This is a genomic window from Rhizobium sp. LCM 4573 (assembly GCF_001854865.1).
Taxonomy (GTDB): domain Bacteria; phylum Pseudomonadota; class Alphaproteobacteria; order Rhizobiales; family Rhizobiaceae; genus Neorhizobium.
Window position 1 is genome coordinate 96,514 of sequence record NZ_MDDW01000029.1, and the last position, 17,600, is coordinate 114,113.

At 63.1% G+C, this 17,600-nt stretch carries 16 protein-coding genes and 1 pseudogene; 11 read left to right on the plus strand and 6 right to left on the minus strand.

What is annotated here, in order from left to right; translation table 11 throughout:
* Positions 1-696, plus strand: coding sequence for a hypothetical protein (locus tag LCM4573_RS24995; protein WP_198539787.1), 696 nt, complete (start codon positions 1-3; stop codon positions 694-696).
* A gap of 9 nt (positions 697-705) precedes the next feature.
* Here the strand turns inward: LCM4573_RS24995 and LCM4573_RS25000 are convergent, their stop codons facing one another.
* The gene (locus tag LCM4573_RS25000; protein ID WP_071009311.1) at positions 706-1,617 is read right to left on the minus strand and encodes a LysR family transcriptional regulator; all 912 of its coding nucleotides are present in this window, start codon (positions 1,615-1,617) and stop codon (positions 706-708) included.
* Positions 1,618-1,731: 114 nt separating this feature from the next.
* On the opposite strand from LCM4573_RS25000, the gene LCM4573_RS25005 reads away from it, so the two are divergent.
* The gene (locus tag LCM4573_RS25005; RefSeq protein WP_244505414.1) at positions 1,732-2,304 is read left to right on the plus strand and encodes a GNAT family N-acetyltransferase; all 573 of its coding nucleotides are present in this window, start codon (positions 1,732-1,734) and stop codon (positions 2,302-2,304) included.
* Positions 2,301-3,494 (plus strand): MFS transporter, encoded by a 1,194-nt coding sequence (locus tag LCM4573_RS25010; RefSeq protein ID WP_071009313.1) that lies wholly within the window; start codon positions 2,301-2,303, stop codon positions 3,492-3,494. The genes LCM4573_RS25005 and LCM4573_RS25010 overlap by 4 nt, the downstream gene beginning before the upstream one ends.
* A gap of 51 nt (positions 3,495-3,545) precedes the next feature.
* On the opposite strand, the gene groL is transcribed toward LCM4573_RS25010, so the two are convergent.
* Entirely contained in the window at positions 3,546-5,180 is a 1,635-nt protein-coding gene (groL, locus tag LCM4573_RS25015; RefSeq protein WP_071009314.1) for a chaperonin GroEL, read from the minus strand.
* A gap of 55 nt (positions 5,181-5,235) precedes the next feature.
* A complete protein-coding gene (groES, locus tag LCM4573_RS25020) occupies positions 5,236-5,532 on the minus strand; it encodes a co-chaperone GroES (RefSeq protein WP_071009315.1) in 297 nt (98 codons plus the stop codon).
* A gap of 269 nt (positions 5,533-5,801) precedes the next feature.
* Between groES and LCM4573_RS25025 the strand changes: the two genes are divergently transcribed.
* The 4 genes from LCM4573_RS25025 to LCM4573_RS25040 all read left to right on the plus strand — a co-directional run bounded on the left by LCM4573_RS25025 (position 5,802) and on the right by LCM4573_RS25040 (position 9,920).
* Entirely contained in the window at positions 5,802-6,620 is an 819-nt protein-coding gene (locus LCM4573_RS25025; protein WP_071009316.1) for a sulfurtransferase/chromate resistance protein, read from the plus strand.
* Positions 6,580-7,980 (plus strand): chromate efflux transporter, encoded by a 1,401-nt coding sequence (gene chrA / locus LCM4573_RS25030; protein WP_407071766.1) that lies wholly within the window; start codon positions 6,580-6,582, stop codon positions 7,978-7,980. The genes LCM4573_RS25025 and chrA overlap by 41 nt, the downstream gene beginning before the upstream one ends.
* A 91-nt stretch (positions 7,981-8,071) precedes the next feature.
* The gene (locus LCM4573_RS25035; protein ID WP_071009318.1) at positions 8,072-8,923 is read left to right on the plus strand and encodes a TIGR01459 family HAD-type hydrolase; all 852 of its coding nucleotides are present in this window, start codon (positions 8,072-8,074) and stop codon (positions 8,921-8,923) included.
* A gap of 16 nt (positions 8,924-8,939) precedes the next feature.
* Entirely contained in the window at positions 8,940-9,920 is a 981-nt protein-coding gene (locus LCM4573_RS25040; protein WP_071009319.1) for a bifunctional riboflavin kinase/FAD synthetase, read from the plus strand.
* Here LCM4573_RS25040 and LCM4573_RS25045 read toward each other — a convergent pair.
* Together LCM4573_RS25045 and LCM4573_RS25050 are read right to left on the minus strand one after the other, a co-directional pair.
* Entirely contained in the window at positions 9,917-10,375 is a 459-nt protein-coding gene (locus tag LCM4573_RS25045) for a type II toxin-antitoxin system VapC family toxin (protein WP_071009320.1), read from the minus strand. The genes LCM4573_RS25040 and LCM4573_RS25045 overlap by 4 nt on opposite strands.
* A complete protein-coding gene (locus LCM4573_RS25050; RefSeq protein WP_071009321.1) occupies positions 10,372-10,644 on the minus strand; it encodes a type II toxin-antitoxin system Phd/YefM family antitoxin in 273 nt (90 codons plus the stop codon). The genes LCM4573_RS25045 and LCM4573_RS25050 overlap by 4 nt, the downstream gene beginning before the upstream one ends.
* A 286-nt stretch (positions 10,645-10,930) precedes the next feature.
* On the opposite strand from LCM4573_RS25050, the gene ileS reads away from it, so the two are divergent.
* The gene (ileS, locus tag LCM4573_RS25055; protein ID WP_071009322.1) at positions 10,931-13,843 is read left to right on the plus strand and encodes an isoleucine--tRNA ligase; all 2,913 of its coding nucleotides are present in this window, start codon (positions 10,931-10,933) and stop codon (positions 13,841-13,843) included.
* Positions 13,844-13,983: 140 nt separating this feature from the next.
* Positions 13,984-14,619: a hypothetical protein gene (locus LCM4573_RS25060; RefSeq protein ID WP_071009323.1), complete on the plus strand. Its 636-nt coding sequence runs from the start codon at positions 13,984-13,986 to the stop codon at positions 14,617-14,619.
* Positions 14,620-14,646: 27 nt separating this feature from the next.
* Here LCM4573_RS25060 and LCM4573_RS25065 read toward each other — a convergent pair whose 3' ends face one another.
* A complete protein-coding gene (locus tag LCM4573_RS25065) occupies positions 14,647-15,096 on the minus strand; it encodes a nucleoside deaminase (protein WP_071009324.1) in 450 nt (149 codons plus the stop codon).
* 185 nt (positions 15,097-15,281) lie between these two features.
* On the opposite strand from LCM4573_RS25065, the pseudogene LCM4573_RS25070 reads away from it, so the two are divergent.
* Positions 15,282-17,056, plus strand: a pseudogene (locus LCM4573_RS25070) (pseudouridine synthase).
* The gene (rsmD, locus tag LCM4573_RS25075) at positions 17,037-17,597 is read left to right on the plus strand and encodes a 16S rRNA (guanine(966)-N(2))-methyltransferase RsmD (RefSeq protein WP_071009326.1); all 561 of its coding nucleotides are present in this window, start codon (positions 17,037-17,039) and stop codon (positions 17,595-17,597) included. The pseudogene LCM4573_RS25070 and the gene rsmD overlap by 20 nt, the downstream one beginning before the upstream one ends.
* The last annotated feature ends 3 nt before the right edge of the window (positions 17,598-17,600 follow it).

The window sequence follows — 17,600 nt, forward strand, 5'->3', positions numbered from 1 at the left end:
ATGAAACGGAAAGTGCTTTATTCAGGCTGCAGGCCGGCGCTCGCGTTGGGTGCAGTCGCAACCATGGTCGTATTGGCCGGTTTGGAGGGAAGGGCGATGGCTCAAACGAATATCCTCGCGGCACCACAGGATATCTCCCGCCGGGAGGCGGGGTTTGCAGCTCTTCCACTTCCGCCGGGTTATCGGCAGGTCGGGGCGGGCGAGGTCTCGGTAGACGGCGGGGAAGCGCGGCTCGTCCGCTACGAACGGGCCGATGGGCGCAATTCCGGTTTTGGCGGCGAGCATTTCAGTACGGTCACCGATCCTTCGGGCAGGCTCAAGGGATTCACGCGAATGGATCTTTCGCTTCGGGAAGGCGAGCTTCCGGGCGAGGACGAGGCACAGAACATAGCCATGCGCTTTCTTGGCGCCCACGCGCCGGATCTTTTGCCCGGCTTGAGGATCAGCTTCATCGCTCCTCACGAGGAAACGGTCCAGAGCGCTGGTCGCCCGGTGACGCTGACTGGCATGAAGGTGAAGATGCGCAACATGGCCGATGGCCGCTGGTTCTGGGTCATCGTCGGCTCGGATCGCGAGGTCATGGTGTTCGAGCGCGATATCGTCTGGGCCGATCTCCAGGGGCGCCGCCTGACGGAAATGTGGCTCCATGACCGCTGGCTCGAAGAGCATGGCGCAGATTTCCTGCGCGATGCATAGGACAAAGCGTCAGGCAGCCGTTGATCGATCTGACGGGCTTGTGCCGGCAAGGCCGAGAAGCCCGTCACGCAAGGCCTTAAGTCCCCGGTGAAGGCGCTTGTCGCGGCGGATCACCACCGCCAGTTCGCGATGAAGCCGGGGGGAGAGGGACCTTGCGACGAGGTCGGGCCGCTCGCCGGGCGGTACTGCCATGCCGGGCAGGATGGCGCAGCCGAGCCCGGCGCCGACCATCGCCTTGATGGCTTCGACGCTTCCGAGCGACATGGTCGGGTTGAGCGCGACATTATTGCCCGCAAACCATCTGTCGACGATCCGGCGTGTATTGCCGCCAGGCTCGAAGAGCAGCAGGGGCAGTTTGGAAAGGCTGTCAGCCGTCACCACATCCGGCAAGGTCATGTCGCGAGGCGCGACGGCAACGAATTCGTCGCCCATGACCGGGGTGATTTCGAGCATCCGCCCGGAAGCCGGCAGGGTGACGAGCGCGATATCGATAAGGTTTTCCTCCACGGCCTTGACGATCTCGGACGTATTCCCGGTGGTCACGGTGATTTCGAGGCCCGGATATCTGTGGCGAAGCTTTCCGAGAAGCGGCGGCAGCAGAAAGATGCAGGCGGTTGCCCCGGTGCCAAGGCGCACCCGGCCAATCGCGCCGCTCGCGTGGCGCGCGACTGCCTCGACGGCGGATGAGACCTCGGCATCGATACGTTCCGCATGAGCGAGAAGTTCAGCACCCGCCGTCGTCGGACGTGCCTTTCGCCCAACCCGCTCGACAAGCACCGTACCGAGCCGCTTTTCCAACTGGCGGATCTGCATGCTGACCGCCGGCTGGGTAAGGCCCAACCGCTCGGCGGCGGCGGAAAAGCTGCCATGCTCGATCACGGTTACCAAGGTCCTGAGATAGTCTAGATTGAGACTCTGCATTCAAAGAATTTCTCATGCTTTGCATAATTATCCAAAGCTTCTTTTATGCATTTGCATGCGCCATCATGCGGCTTCTAGATTGATGTCAGGGAATGCATGATGGAAAGCGATGATATGGTGCGAGAAGCAGAACTGGAGCCTGCCGGCGGCAGGATACTGGTCCGCGATGCGGGCGAAGCGGACATGGAGGCGGTGCAGGCAATCTATGCCCATCATGTGCTTCATGGGCTCGCAACCTTCGAGGAGGTGCCGCCCACGGTGGAGGATCTGCTTTCCCGCCGCACCTCGGTTTTGGCTATGGGGCTTCCCTATCTCGTGGCCGAAATGGGCGGCCGGATTGCCGGTTACAGCTATGCCACCGCCTACCGGCCGCGCCCGGCTTACCGCTTCACGATCGAGGATTCGGTCTATGTGGCGGAAGGCCTCGGTGGGCGGGGCATCGGCAGCGCCTTGCTCGGCGCGCTCATCGCCCGTTGCGAAAAGGGGCCGTGGCGGCAGATGCTGGCGGTCGTCGGCAACAGCGGCAACGAGGGCTCGCGCGCGCTCCATAAGCGGATGGGCTTCCTCGAGGTTGGCACCCTGCGCTCGGTCGGCTTCAAGCTCGGCCAGTGGGTCGACACGGTTCTGATGCAGAGGCCGCTCGGTGAAGGCGACGGGAGCGCGCCTGCCCAAGGCCGGAAGGAATGAGCCGGGCAATCTCCCGCAAAACGGTTCTCTGCCTGGCGCTCGGCCAGCTCGTCGCCTGGGGCATTTCCTACTACCTGATCGGCGTGTTCGGAGACCTGATTGCCGCCGATCTCGGTTGGAGCGCCGAAATCGTGCATGGCGGCTTTGCGGTCGCCTTGCTGGTGATGGGGGTCGTCTCGCCTTTTGTCGGCCGCCTCATCGATCGTCAAGGGGGGCGTTCGGTGATGATCGCCGGCGGTCTGCTGAATACGGCGGGCTGTCTTCTCCTTACAGTGAGCTACAGCATACCGACCTATTATGCCGCCTGGATCTGCATCGGGCTTGCCATGCGGCTCACCCTCTATGACGCCGCGTTTGCGGCGCTGGTGCGGATCGGCGGACCCGAGGCGCGCCGCCCGATCTCGCAAATCACTCTTCTGGGCGGGCTGGCCTCCACCACCTTCTGGCCCATCGGCCATTTTCTAGCCGAGCAATTCGGCTGGCGCGGCGCGGTCCTTGCCTATGCGGGTTTCGCGCTTTTGACGATCCCGCTCTATCTCTCGATTCCGAAAGGGCAGGAGAAACTGACGGAAAGACCCGGTGCGGTCGAGAAAGCGCCGCCGATAGCCGCGACCGGTCGCCGGAAACAGATCATTCTCGGCAGTCTCTATGCGCTGATCATGAGCCTTGCCAATTTTCTGAACGCGGGCATGTCGGCGCACATGATCGGGGTGCTGGCGGGGCTGGGGCTTGCGGCTTCCGCGTCCGTGTGGATCGCTACCCTGCGCGGCATCGGCCAGTCTCTGGCGCGCTTCTGCGAGGTTCTGTTCGGGGGACGGATCGATCCGCTGACGCTCAATCTGGCAGCAACGCTCATCCTGCCGCTTGCCTTTGTGGTGGGGCTGTTTTCCGGAGTGTCCGCCATCGCGGCGGGCGTGTTCGCCTTCGCCTACGGCGCCGGAAACGGGCTTCTGACGATCACGCGCGGCACTCTGCCGCTCGTCCTCTTCGATCACCGAAGCTACGGTGCACTGGTCGGGCGGCTGGCCGCACCGAGTTTCTTTTTCTCGGCCGCTGCGCCGATTGCCTATGCCTATGTCATGGAACGGTTTGGAGAAGCGGGCGCGCTCTATCTTTCGGGTGGCGTCGCAACAATCATCGTTTTCGCCGCGGCATTGCTCCTCCTGCTCGGCAAAAGGAAACCTGAATGAGAAAAGGGCGGCCCGAAGACCGCCCTTTCTGAATTTCGGTGACCGGATTTCTTAGAAATCCATGCCGCCCATGCCGCCGCCCGGCATTGCCGGCATCGGAGCTTCCTTCTTCGGCAGCTCGGCGATCATGGCTTCCGTCGTGATCAGCAGGGACGCAACCGAAGCGGCGTTCTGCAGAGCCGTGCGGACGACCTTGACCGGATCGACGATACCCATGGCGATCATGTCGCCATATTCGCCGGTCTGGGCGTTGTAGCCGTAGTTGTCTTCGTTCTTGTCGAGGACCTTGCCCACGACGATCGAAGCTTCGTCACCGGCGTTGTCGGCGATCTGGCGAACCAGGGCCTGCAGCGCCTTGCGGAYGATGTTGATGCCGGCTTCCTGGTCGTCGTTGGCGCCCTTGGCGGTGATCTTGGTGGAGGAACGCAGGAGAGCGATACCGCCGCCCGGTACGATGCCTTCCTGAACGGCCGCGCGGGTCGCGTTCAGAGCGTCGTCAATGCGGTCCTTCTTTTCCTTCACTTCGACTTCCGTCGAGCCGCCGACGCGGATGACGGCAACGCCGCCAGCGAGCTTGGCGAGGCGCTCCTGGAGCTTCTCACGGTCATAGTCCGAAGTGGTTTCTTCGATCTGTGCCTTGATCTGACCAACGCGGCCTTCGATGTCGGCCTTGGAGCCGGCGCCGTCGACGATCGTGGTGTTTTCCTTGGAGATCGAGACCTTCTTGGTGCGGCCGAGCATGTCGAGGGTAACATTCTCGAGCTTGATGCCGAGGTCTTCGGAAATCACCGTGCCGCCCGTCAGGATGGCGATGTCTTCGAGCATGGCCTTGCGGCGGTCGCCGAAGCCCGGAGCCTTGACGGCAGCGATCTTGAGGCCGCCGCGCAGCTTGTTGACGACGAGCGTGGCGAGAGCTTCGCCTTCGACGTCTTCAGCGATGATGAGGAGCGGCTTGCCGGTCTGAACGACGGCTTCGAGAACCGGGAGCATCGCCTGGAGGTTGGAGAGCTTCTTCTCGTGCAGGAGAATGAAGGCGTCTTCCAGATCGGCGACCATCTTTTCCGGGTTGGTCACGAAGTAGGGCGAAAGGTAGCCGCGGTCGAACTGCATGCCTTCGACGACTTCGAGTTCGGTCTCGGCGGTCTTGGCTTCTTCAACCGTGATGACGCCTTCGTTGCCGACCTTCTGCATGGCTTCGGCAATGTCGAGGCCGATCTGGCGCTCGCCGTTGGCCGAAATCGTGCCGACCTGGGCAACTTCTTCCGAGGTGTTGATCTTCTTGGCCTTGGCCTGAAGATCCTTGACGACTTCTGCAACGGCGAGGTCGATGCCGCGCTTCAGGTCCATCGGGTTCATGCCGGCTGCAACAGCCTTGGCGCCTTCCTTGACGATCGCCTGGGCCAGAACCGTTGCGGTCGTGGTGCCATCACCGGCGATGTCGTTGGTCTTCGAAGCGACTTCGCGGACCATCTGTGCGCCCATGTTCTCGAACTTGTCTTCCAGTTCGATTTCCTTGGCGACCGAAACGCCGTCCTTGGTGATGCGCGGAGCGCCGAAGGACTTGTCGATGACGACGTTGCGACCCTTCGGGCCGAGCGTTACCTTGACTGCGTCAGCGAGAACATCGACGCCACGCAGCATCTTTTCGCGCGCGCTGCGGCCGAATTTGACTTCTTTAGCTGCCATTTTGAGAACTCCTGAAAAGAGGTGTCAGCGAGATTTCGAAAGCGTTGGCCGGCAATCAGCCGATAACGCCCATGATGTCGGATTCCTTCATGATCAGAAGGTCTTCGCCGTTGAGTTTGACTTCGGTGCCGGACCACTTGCCGAACAGGACGCGGTCCCCGACCTTGACGTCGAGCGCGACGAGAGCGCCCTTGTCGTCACGAGCGCCGGTGCCGACGGCGACGATTTCGCCTTCCTGCGGCTTTTCCTTTGCGGTGTCCGGAATGATGATACCGCCCTTGGTCTTTTCTTCAGACTCGACGCGGCGAACAACGACGCGATCGTGCAGGGGGCGGAAATTGGTGCTTGCCATTGTCTTATCCCTCGATCAAATGACATTGACGGATGGAAATCCGTATCTCTTTCGTTAGCACTCGTCTCCGGGGAGTGCTAACGGGCTCGGAGATAAGGGCGGCTGTTGGACGAGTCAAGAACGGCCTTCAAATTTCTCTTCGAACTTGACCGATCCCGTGTGATCGGGTGTAATCGCAGCATGGGGTCTGCGAGTACCCCACGAGGCGCCATGCCGAAATTCGCGTCCTTCATATGGCTATAACATATGGTTTCTAGAGGGCACGTATCATGGCAACCTATAACGCGATATCACCCGAAAAACTTGTCCGCTTGATCGGCACGCCGAAGGCGCCGATCCTCATCGATGTGCGTGACGAGGACGATTTCCCCGCCGATCCGCATCTGATCCCCGGATCGATCCACCGCGACGACCACGATGTTGCCGGCTGGGCCGCAGCCTATGCCGGCCGCTGGGCGGTCGTCATCTGCCAGAAGGGCCTGAAGATCAGCGAAGGCGTGGCCGCTTTCCTGCGACTGGCGGGAGCGCAGGCGGAAGTCCTCGAAGGCGGGTTTCTTGCCTGGCGGGCGGCGGGCCTGCCCGTCGTGCCCGTGGCTCSCCTGCCGGGGCAGAATTCCTCCGGGGGCACGCTCTGGGTCACTCGAGCCCGACCGAAAATCGACCGCATCGCCTGCCCATGGCTGATCCGCCGTTTCGTGGACCCGCAAGCCGCCTTTCTTTTCGTCTCGGCTGCCGAGGTCGAGGCGGTTGCCGAGCGTTTCGGCGCGACGCCCTTCGATATCGAGGGCGTATCCTGGAGCCATCGCGGCGAACTCTGCAGCTTCGACGTGATGGTGGAGGAATTCGGTCTTGCCTTCCCGGCATTGCAGAGAATGGCGCGGATCGTGCGGGGTGCCGATACCGATCGGCTGGACCTGGAGCCGCAGGCGGCGGGATTGCTCGCAGTCTCGCTCGGGCTGTCGCGCATGTATTCCGACGATCTGGAGCAACTGGAACAGGGCATGCTCGTTTACGACGCGCTCTATCGCTGGGCACGGGATGCGGCCGATGAAAAACACGACTGGGTATCCCATGGCGGGCGGAAGTGAGGCGGCTATGCACGGAACGATAAAGGAAGAAATCGCCGGGCGCCCCACGTTCGGCGAGCTCGTCTCCGTCTTCGGGCGCATCGGTCTCCTGAGTTTCGGCGGGCCGGCGGCGCAGATCGGCATGCTGCACAAGGCGGTGGTGGAGGAGAAACGCTGGCTTTCGGAGGAGCGCTTCCTGCATGCGCTGAACTATTGCATGCTGCTGCCGGGCCCGGAGGCACAGCAGCTTGCGACCTATGCGGGCTGGCTGATGTATGGGGTGCGCGGCGGGATCGTCGCGGGCCTTCTCTTCGTGCTGCCGGGGCTTGCCGTCATCATGGCGCTCTCGGCGGCCTATGCGCTCTTCCAGGAAACCACCTGGCTGACCGGCCTCTTCTTCGGGTTGAAGGCTGCGGTGCTGGCGATCGTCGTGGAAGCGGTGATCCGCCTGGGTCGCAAGACGCTGAGGAACCGCTTTCTCGTCGTGATCGCCGCGCTGGCCTTCGTTGCGCTGTTCGTGTTCGGCCTGCCGTTTCCGCTGGTGGTGTTGGCCGCCGGCCTGGCGGGCTTTCTGGCCTCCCGGATCGATCCGGCTAGGCTTGCGGCTGAGCCGGCAACCGATATCATGGAGGTCAGGCGGCCGCCATTGCTTGGGTCGCTCCTGACGCTCGCCTTCTGGGTTTTTCTCTGGCAACTGCCGCTGCTCGTCCTTTGGCTCTTTGCCGGTACCGAGAGCCTGGCGGCCATGTTCTCCTTCTTTTCCCGGATGGCGCTGGTCACCTTCGGCGGGGCCTATGCGGTGCTTGCCTATGTGGCTCAGGTGGCGGTGGAAGGTTACGGCTGGCTGATGCCGGGTGAGATGGTCGATGGGTTGGCGCTCGCCGAAACAACGCCCGGCCCACTGGTGCTGGTGCTCTCCTTCGTGGGTTTCATGGTCGGCTTCCGGTTCTCTCCGGGGCTCGATGCCGTCTTCGCGGGCGTCGTTGGTGCCGCGCTCGCCGCCTGGGCGACCTTCGTGCCGAGCTTCATCTGGATCTTCGCCGGTGCGCCCTACATCGAACGCCTGAGGGGCAATGCGGCCCTTTCGGCGGCGCTGGCGGCGATCACCGCTGCGGTTGTCGGCGTCATTCTCAACCTGGCGCTCTGGTTCGGCCTGCACGTACTGTTTGCCGAAGTGGCCCGCATTCCGCTCTGGCCGTCCACGGAACCCGGCGGAGAGCCGGTCGCCGGTCTATGGTGGCCGGTCTGGCAATCGCTCGATCCTGCGGCGCTGGCGCTGTTCCTCGTCTCCGCTTTTCTGTTGTTCCGCCTGAAGCTCGGCATGGTGGCGGTGCTGACGGTCTGCGCTGCGGCCGGCCTGGTGCTGAGGCTGTTGCTCTAGATCGGAATTTCCTGTCGCCTCCGAAATTTCCTTGCCATCTCGGAAAAGCTTTGCGATGTCAGCGCCAGTCGAATTCAAGGAATGAGCGCGCATGGCCAGACGGATCGGCAATCTCAGCGAGGTCGCAAAAGACTACGACGTGGTCCTTTCGGATGTCTGGGGCGTGCTGCATAACGGCGTCGATCCGTTCATGCACTCCGCCGAGGCGCTCGAAAAGGCAAGGGCGGGCGGCGCGACCGTCGTTCTCATCACCAATTCACCGCGGCTTGCTCATCAGGTTACAGCTCAGCTTCATCATATCGGGGTTCCCGATACCGCCTATGACCGCGTCGTCACCTCCGGCGACGTTACGCGCCGGTTGATCGCGGAGGGGCCGAAAAAAGTGTTCCTGCTTGGCCCGGAGCGCGACTCCGCACTCATCGAGGATCTCGGAGTCGAGCGGGTATCCGATCCGAAGGAGGCCAATTCGCTCGTCTGCAGCGGTTTCTTCGACGACGAGACGGAGACCCCGGAAGATTATACCGGCATGCTGCAGGATTTCCTGGCGCGCGATGTAACGATGATCTGCGCGAACCCCGATCTGGTCGTGGAGCGCGGCCATCGCATCATCCCCTGCGCCGGCGCCATGGCGGCCTATTACGAGCAGCTGGGCGGCAAGAGCCGTATCGCCGGCAAGCCGCACCGGCCGATCTATGAGGCGAGCTTTGCCGCCGCCCGCGAAGTGCGCGGCGAATTCTCGCTCGACAAGGTGCTGGCGATCGGCGACGGAATGCCGACCGATGTTCGCGGCGCGCTCGCCGCCGGCCTGGACCTCCTTTACATCAGCGGCGGTATCCACGCGGCCGAATATACGGTGAAGGGAGAGCCGGACGAGGCGATCCTGAATGCTTGGCTGAAGCGCGAAGGCGCGACGCCGAAATGGTGGATGCCGCGGCTCGCCTGAGGACGGAATTCTCCCGATGACCGTATTCCACCGCAACGAAAAGAAGGAACCGCTGCCCGAAGCCCTGAAGGGCGGAGTGGTGGCGATCGGCAATTTCGACGGCGTGCATCGTGGCCATCGCAGCGTGCTTGAGCGCGCCCTGGCGCTTGCCGAGGAGCGCGGTGTCCCTGCCTTGGTGCTGACGTTCGAGCCGCATCCGCGCACCGTCTTCCGGCCCGATACGCCGGTCTTCCGGCTGACCCCGGCACCGATGAAGGCGCGGCTTTTGGAGGCCATGGGGTTCCGTTCGGTGATCGAATATCCCTTCGATCGCGAATTCTCGACCCGTTCCGCCGAGGAGTTCGTCGAGACGATTTTGGTGGATTGGCTCGGTGCAAGCGGCGTGGTGACCGGCTTTGACTTCCATTTCGGCAAGGACAGGAAAGGTGGGCCGGCCTTCCTGATGGCGGCCGGCAGGCGGCGCGGGTTCGCCGTGACGCTGGTGGATGCCTTCCGTGACGAGAATGCCGAGGTGATCTCCTCGAGCCGCATCCGGGCTCTGATTTGCGAAGGCGATGTTGCCGGCGCCGCCGGGCTGCTCGGTTATCGCTATACGGTGGAGGCGGAGGTGATCGGCGGCGAGAAGCTCGGCCGTCAGCTTGGTTTCCCGACCGCCAACATGCGGCTTCCTCCCGAGACCGAACTGAAGGCGGGCATCTATGCCGTGCGCTTCCGCAGGCCGGACGGCTCACTCCATGACGGCGTGGCAAGCTATGGTCGACGCCCGACGGTGACGGAAAACGGCGCCCCGCTGCTGGAAACCTTTCTCTTCGATTTCTCGGGCGATCTCTATGGAGAGGTCTGTTCCGTCTCCTTTTTCGGCCATCTGCGCGATGAGCTGAAGTTCGACGGGCTCGATGCCCTCGTGGAACAGATCAGGCGCGATGAGGAAGAGGCGCGGGCGCTTCTTTCCGGCGTCAGGCCGCTCGGGGACTTGGACGCCAAGATCGCGTTTTAGCGCCAGCTGAGCGGAAAACGTTTTGGATCGTCTTTCCAGGGATCGAAGACGGCGGCACCTGAGAGACGCGTATCTTTCACGTTGCGGGTGACGAGATAGAGATTGTGCTCCATCGCTGTTGCCGCGAGTATCGTATCGATGACGGGCGGTGCGTGGCCGGTTGCCTGCTTCACTCTTCCGGAAATCGAGCCCCAGCTTCGAACGACCGGATCGCTGATCGAGAGGGTACGGCCGGAAAATCGGTCCTGCAGCGCATCGCGTGCTGCTGCGTAACGGTATCGATTTTCGTCTTCCGGTGGTAGGTTTTCAATCCCCTTGTCGTATTCAGCCAAGGTCAGAATGCTGATGAAGAAGTGCCTCTCGTCCTGTTCTGCCGCCCAATGTTTAACCGAAGGCGCGCCAGCCGGATTGATCAAGGCGGCAATGACATTGGTGTCCAGAAGCCAGCCGATCACAGCTCGGTGTCCCGCCCGCGGTCAACCTCTCGTTCAAGCACCAGTTTTTCGAGACCGAGGCTTTCCATGAACTCGACAAACGGCTTTTTCGGCTCCGTTTTGGTGAGCCGTTCAAGCTCCTCGACACTGATCACGACCACGCTCTCTCGGCCGCGTACCGTCACGTGCTGAGGTCCCTGGCTATGCGCCCGCCGCACCACTTCGCTGAAGCGAGCCTTGGCATCCTCCAGCTTCCAGCTATTTTCACCGGTGGTCGGTTTGCCAAGCATGGGGATCTCCAACTGGTCAGATAGTCAGTTATAGCTGCACCAGGGCTAAATGTCCATGATCGCCATTTCGATCTTCCCCCTTCCTTTCCGGCGTAAAAACCCGTAAAGACGCGCCTCATGAGATTATTCCGGCTGGCCCAGATCATACGAATTATCGGCCCGGCCTTCTCAGCGGCTTGAGAGCGAGCGGCGGGAAGGTCCGGGTTCTCGGCGTTTGTGAAACGCCTTCCGCCACCGAACTTCCATCAGGTATGCGCCCGTCGCGGCGCCAGAGAAGATTGCCCTCATGACCGAGACAGCCGAAAAACTCGACTATTCGAAGACCCTCTATCTGCCCGAGACCGAATTTCCGATGCGCGCCGGCCTGCCGCAGAAGGAGCCGGAACTGGTCGCACGCTGGCAGCAGATGGACCTTTATAAAAAGCTGCGCGCTTCCGCCGCCGGCCGCGAGAAGTTCGTCCTCCACGACGGCCCGCCCTATGCCAACGGCAACATCCACATCGGCCACGCGCTGAACAAGATCCTGAAGGACGTCATCACCCGCTCGTTCCAGATGCGCGGCTATGACTCGAACTATGTGCCCGGCTGGGATTGCCACGGCCTACCGATCGAATGGAAGATCGAGGAGGAGAACTACCGCGCCAAGGGCAAGGCGAAGCCGGATTTGACCGAACCGGCGGCGATGATCGAGTTCCGCCGCGAATGCCGCGCCTATGCCGAAAAATGGATCAAGGTGCAGACCGAGGAGTTCAAGCGCCTCGGCATCGTCGGCGATTTCGAGAACCCCTACTTGACGATGAATTTCCATGCGGAAGCGCGCATCGCCGGAGAGCTGTTGAAGATCGCCAGGAGCGGTCAGCTCTATCGTGGTTCCAAGCCGATCATGTGGTCGGTCGTCGAGCGCACCGCGCTGGCGGAAGCCGAAGTCGAATACCACGACTACGAAAGCGATACGATCTGGGTGAAATTCCCGGTCGCGCAGGGACCTGAGCCTCTCTCCGGCAGCCATGTCGTCATCTGGACGACCACACCCTGGACGATCCCCGGAAACCGCGCGATCGCCTATTCACCGAAGGTCGCCTACGGCCTTTACGAGGTCACCGAGGCCGTCAACGATTTCGGCCCGCGTCCGGGCGAGAAGCTGATCTTTGCAGATGCCCTGGCGGAAGAAAGCTTCGCCAAGGCCAAGCTCCAGTACAAGCGCTTGCGCGGCATCTCGGCTGACGAGATGGCGGCCGTCACCTGCGCCCATCCGCTGAAAGGCCTTGCCGGCGGCTACGAATACCCCGTGCCGCTGCTCGCCGGCGAGCATGTGACCGACGATGCCGGTACTGGCTTCGTGCACACTGCGCCGAGCCATGGCCGCGAGGACTTCGAGACTTGGATGGATCACATCCGCGAGCTGGAAGCCAAGGGCATCGAGACGAAGATCCCGTTCCCCGTCGATGACGGCGGCTTCTACACCGCCGATGCCCCCGGCCTCGAAGGCGCCCGCGTCATGGACGACAACGGCAAGAAGGGCGATGCCAACGACCGCGTCATCAAGGCGCTGATCGAGCATGACGCACTCTTCGCCCGCGGCCGGCTGAAACATTCCTATCCGCATTCCTGGCGGTCGAAGAAGCCGATCATCTTCCGCAATACGCCGCAATGGTTCGTCTATATGGACAAGGACCTTGCCGACGGGACGACGCTGCGCACCCGCGCCCTGAAGGCGATCGACGACACCCGCTTCGTGCCCGCCGCCGGCCAGAACCGCCTGCGTGCCATGATCGAGAGCCGCCCGGATTGGGTTCTCTCGCGCCAGCGCGCCTGGGGCGTGCCGATCTGCGTCTTCGTGGACGAGCATGGCGAGGTTTTGGCCGACGACGCCGTCAACGCGCGCATCCTCGAAGCCTTCGAGAAGGAAGGCGCTGATGCCTGGTTTGCGGCCGGCGCCAAGGAACGCTTCCTCGGCAACGGGCACGATCCGGCCAAGTGGACGCAGGTCATGGATATCCTCGACGTCTGGTTCGATTCGGGCTCGACGCACACCTTCACGCTGGAGGATCGTCCGGACCTGAAATGGCCGGCGGACGTCTATCTCGAAGGCTCGGACCAGCATCGCGGCTGGTTCCATTCCTCGCTGCTCGAATCCGCCGCCACCCGCGGCCGCGCGCCCTATGACACGGTCGTCACCCATGGCTTCACCATGGATGAGAAGGGCGAGAAGATGTCGAAGTCCAAGGGCAATGTCGTGGCGCCTCAGGACGTCATGAAGGATGCCGGCGCCGATATCCTGCGGCTCTGGGTCATGACCACCGACTATTGGGAGGATCAGCGCCTCGGAAAGGCGATCATCCAGACCAATGTCGATGCCTATCGCAAGCTCCGCAACACCATCCGCTGGATGCTCGGCACGCTCGCCCATGACGAGGGCGAAGAGATCGCCTATGCCGATCTGCCTGAGCTGGAAAAGCTGATGCTGCACCGGCTGTCCGAGCTGGATAAGCTGGTTCGCGAAGGCTACGACGCGTTCGACTTCAAGCGTATCGCCCGGTCGCTCATCGATTTCTCGAATGTCGAGCTCTCGGCCTTCTATTTCGATATCCGCAAGGATGCGCTCTATTGCGATGCACCGTCCTCGCTCCGCCGTAGGGCGGCACTCGCCGTTATCCGCAGGATCTTCGACTGCACGGTGACCTGGCTTGCACCCATGCTGCCGTTCACCACGGAGGAAGCCTGGCTGTCGCGCAATCCATCCGCAGTCTCGGTGCATCTGGAACAGTTCCCGGCCGTACCGGCGGAATGGCAGAACGAAGCACTGGCGGGGAAATGGGCAAATGTCCGCCGCGTCCGCTCGGTCGTCACCGGAGCGCTGGAAATCGAGCGCAAGGACAAGCGGATCGGCTCCTCTCTGGAGGCTGCACCCGTCGTGCATGTCGCCGATCCGGAACTGCTGGCGGCGCTGAAGGGGCAGGATCTTGCGGAGATCTGCATCACCTCCGCCATCTCCGTCGTGGCGGGCGAAGGTCCGGCCGATGCCTTCCGTCTGCGCGAGGTGCCGGGCGTGGCCGTCGAGCCGAAGTTGGCGGAGGGCGTGAAATGCGCCCGCTCCTGGCGGGTGACGAAGGATGTCGGCGCCGATCCCGAATATCCGGATGTTTCCGCGCGCGATGCGGCGGCGCTGCGTGAGCTCGCCGCTCTCGGGCGTCTCTGATTGTTGAAGTGCCGGATCATTGCGCTTCGGCGCGTGATCCGGTAAATCTGCCCGAAATTGGCCGGATTTTTCCGGCAGTCGGGCTATTGGAGTAATCTCGCAGGCGTCATGGACGGGTGCCTGTCGATGGAAGGGTTTTCATGAAGACGACACATGCGTTTCGTGCCGGCATGGGCGTGRCTGGCATTCTCGCCGCGACGCTGACCCTTTCGGGTTGCATGGGCAGCCCAACCTACGGAACGGACAAGACGGCCATGGAACAATTGGCCGACGACTTGGGTTCGGCGGTCTCCGTCGGCGGTAACGATGACAAGCGCCGCAGCGTGAAATACAATCCGCGCCCTTCGCTGGTGGTCGCCACCAAGGAACAGCAGAACCAGACCTTGCCGTCGCCGCAGCAATCGCTGGCCGGTCGCGAGAACAATCCCAACTGGGTCGAATCGCCGGAGGAGACGCGTGAGCGCCTGCGCCAGGAAGCGACCGAGAACGAGAACAATCCCCGTTACCGCTCGCCGTTGCTCGCAGGCAGGGGACAGGCCGGGCAGATGACGGAATCGCAAAAGTGGGAAGCCTTCCGGCAGGCCAGGCAGAATGCCGAGACGGTGAACCTCAACGCTCCGCGCCGCAGCCTCAGCGACCCGCCGACGGAATACCGCGCCGCCGATGCGGCCAACCTTCAGGACGTAGGCGAGCCTGAGCTGCAGAAGGAGCGCCGCCGCAAGAAGGAGGCCGAGGAAACGGCAAAGTCCTCGGCTTGGTGGAAGCCCTTCCAGTAATCCGCTGCCGTCCGCGAACTTCGTGCTCTAACGTTTCGCCTTGAAGAAGCCGGTCAGGAGGCCGGCTGCTTCCGTTTCGCCCAGGCCCGAATAGACTTCCGGCACGTGGTGACAGGTGGGCTGGGCGTAAAAGCGCACCCCGTTGTCGACCGCACCGCCCTTCGGGTCTTCGGCGCCGTAATAGAGGCGGCGAATGCGGGCGAACGAGATTGCCGCCGCGCACATGGTGCAGGGCTCCAGTGTCACGTAGAGATCGGCGCCGGCAAGCCGCTCCTGTCCGAGCGTTTCGCTGGCATGACGGATCGCCACCATTTCCGCATGGGCGGTAATGTCGTTTTCGGCGCGGGTGCGGTTTCCGGAGCGGGCGACGACCTTGCCGTCGAGCACGATAACCGCGCCGACAGGCACCTCGCCGCGTTCGGCGGCAAGCCGCGCCTCGGCCAGAGCCTCGTCCATGAACCCGTTCGTTTTGCCCATTCGGCAATTTCCTCTTAACCCGGATGACGCGAACTGGTAGGAAGCAATCCAATTCGAGCCGGTCGCAGGCATTCATCCAATGGGTTCCAGCCCGATGGATGAAGCCGGCCCCGCCCGTTAAATCAACACGAACATGAATGTCCGGAAATGATTCCGTCCGACATCTCGCTTCAGGCAAACAACAAATGACGTTCAAAGACAAGCCGAAGCGCGGCGCAGGCAAGCCCTTCGATCGCGAAAGCAAACCCCGCTCGGGAGCAAAACCAGGCTCCGCCGGAAAGAAGCGTCCCGATTTCAAGGCGACCAAGACCGCGGCCGAAAAGCCCGCGCGCAGGCCGGCGGCCGTCGCCTCCGCTGCCGTGGAGGAGGGAAAGCCCGAGCGGATTTCCAAGATTCTCGCCCGGGCCGGCGTCGCTTCCCGCCGCGATGTCGAGCGGATGATCATGGAAGGCCGCGTGAAGCTCAACGGCAAGCTGCTCGAGACACCGGTCGTCAATGTCACGCTCGAAGACAGGATCGAGGTGGACGATCAGCCGATCCGGGGCATCGAGCGCACGCGGCTCTGGCTCTATCACAAGCCGGCCGGCCTCGTGACCACCAATTCCGATCCGGAAGGCCGTCCCACGGTCTTCGACAATCTGCCGGAAGACCTGCCGCGCGTGCTGTCGATCGGCCGGCTCGACATCAATACCGAAGGCCTGCTTCTGCTCACCAATGACGGCGGGCTGTCGCGCGTGCTCGAATTGCCGACCACCGGCTGGCTGCGGCGCTATCGCGTGCGCGCCCATGGCGAGGTCGACCAGGAGACGCTGGACAAGCTGAAGGAAGGCATTGCCGTCGAAGGCGTTCTCTATGGATCGATCGAGGCGACGCTCGACCGCCAGCAGGGCCGCAACGTCTGGATCACCATGGGGCTTCGCGAAGGCAAGAACCGCGAGATCAAGAACGTGCTGGGCGCGCTCGGGCTGGAGGTGAACCGCCTGATCCGCATCTCCTATGGACCCTTCCAGCTCGGTGACCTGCCGGAAGGCGAGGTTCTGGAAGTGCGCGGACGCACACTGCGCGAACAGCTCGGCCCCCGCCTGATCGAAGAGGCCAAGGCCAATTTCGAGGCGCCTATCTACAATCAGAAGGGTTCGGAGGACGAAAAGCCCGCCCGCGAGACCCGGTCGGAAAGGGCCGAAAGGCCGGCGCGCTCCGAGCGCCCGCGTGGTGAGGGCTCCCGTGGTGAGGGATCGCCGGACCGCCGCGAGAAGGCTTTGGGCCGCCTGGATACCAAGCGCGGTGACCGCAAGTTCGCCGACAAGCCGCGCGGCAAGGGGGGAGCCAAGGGTGGCGACCGTGGCAATGACCGCGACTTCGGCGACGACCGCCCGAAGAAGCGTCCGCCGATGGGGACGAGCCGCACCGCCAATGTATGGATGGCGCCGGGCGCGCGCCCGACCGCCGACGGCAAAGCCCAGAAAACCTCCGCCCGCGCCGAGGCCGAACGGCTGTTCGACAAGCCGAAGGCCCAAAGCGAACGTCGCGTCGTGGTCAACCGCGCCGAGGACGACAGCGACTGGATCCGCGCGGAAGCGCCGGTGCGCCGTCCTCGCGAGGGGGAAGGCCGCGATTTCGACCGCAAGCGTTCCTTCGGCGATCGGCCCGATCGTGGTGAGCGTTCCTTCGGCGACCGTCCGCGTGGTGAGAAATCCTTCCGCGGCGAGGGGCGTTCCGAGCGACCGCGCGGCGAAAAGCCGTTCGGTGACAAGCCGCGCGGCAAGTCTTTCTCCGGCAAGCCCGCCGGCGGCAAGAGCTTCGGAGACAAGCCTTCGGGCGGACGTGGCAAACCCGGTGGGGGTAAATCCTTCGGCGGAAAGCCGGGCGGCAGGCCTTCCGGAGGGCGCCCCGGCGGCAGAACAGGCGGCAAGCCCAAGGGACCGAGGGGGTAGCGGAAAGTGCGGATCGTCGGCGGTGAGTTTCGTGGCCGGGCTCTGGCTACTCCCAAATCCAACGCCATCCGGCCAACCATCGACCGGACGCGCGAAAGCCTTTTCAACATCATCAGCCATGTCTATCCGGAAGCGCTGGAAGGCACGCGGGCGCTCGATCTCTTCGCGGGTACCGGCGCCGTAGGTCTGGAAGCATTGTCGCGGGGCTGTCGCCATGCGCTTTTCGTCGAAAACGGCGTCGAGGGCAGGGGGCTCCTGTGGGAGAATATCGACAGCTTCGGCCTGCATGGCCGCACCCGCATCCTGAGACGGGATGCAACCAAGCTCGGGCCGATCGGCACGATGGAACCCTTCCATTTCCTCTTCGCCGATCCGCCCTATGGTCAAGGGCTGGGTGAAGGTGCGCTGCTGGCCGCGCATACGGGCGGCTGGCTGGTGCCGGGCGCGCTTGTGATCCTCGAGGAGCGCGCCGATGTGGAGCTTTCGGTCGATCCAGTGTTCAAACCACTGGAAAGCCGTATCTTCGGCGATACCCGCATCGAATTCTACCGCTACCAGCCGAGCTAACGG